The 628-nt window shown below is 57.0% G+C and carries 1 protein-coding gene; it reads right to left on the minus strand.

Going from position 1 to position 628, the window contains the following annotated elements; all coding sequences use genetic code 11:
• On the minus strand, positions 1-514 hold a 514-nt coding region (locus HMPREF0372_RS00650; RefSeq protein WP_007488047.1), incomplete at its 3' end, for a hypothetical protein.
• Positions 515-628: the final 114 nt, after the last annotated feature.

Consider the following 628-nt stretch of genomic DNA (forward strand, 5'->3'; position numbering starts at 1 on the left):
AACGCAGGCGGGTGAACTCGTCGATGGCGGTATATTGGAACAGGCGAAGTTCTGAGTCTGCGATACATTTGCGGGGCACCACCTTTACGTCCACCTGCACCCGCTGGCCGGGATAGGTCATCTGCTCGTAAGGCTTGGGCTTGTAGGCTTTTTTCTTCTCCGCCGTTGGGAACAACCCCAGCCTGCGCATCACCCGGAACAGGCTCTCCGGGCGGCGGGTATAGCCCCGCTGCCGAAGCCGGTACCACAGCTCTATCATGCCCAGGCCGGGGCTGCGGCGGCGCATGTCCTGGATCAGCTTCAGCTCCGACTCCGTGTGCTGGTTTGGGTGGCTGTGGGGACGCCGTGACTGACAGGCCAGGGATCGTACCGAGCCGTCCCAGCGAGCCTTCCAGAAGTAGATATACGACCGGCTCTTGTTGTACTTGCGGCTGGCACGGCTCACGCCGTATTTCTCCGCGTATTTCATCAGGGATTGCCGATACGCCATGTCCTGTGTTATACTCTTGTTCATGAAGGATCTGGCCTCCTCTCGTTCGGTTGTTGTCCGCAACTTCAACTATAACCGATGAGGCCGTTTCCTTCATCCTTTTTTATTCAGATGTCCAATATGTATTGTAGTCCTACA

Source organism: Flavonifractor plautii ATCC 29863 (assembly GCF_000239295.1).
In the GTDB taxonomy this organism is placed as follows: domain Bacteria; phylum Bacillota; class Clostridia; order Oscillospirales; family Oscillospiraceae; genus Flavonifractor; species Flavonifractor plautii.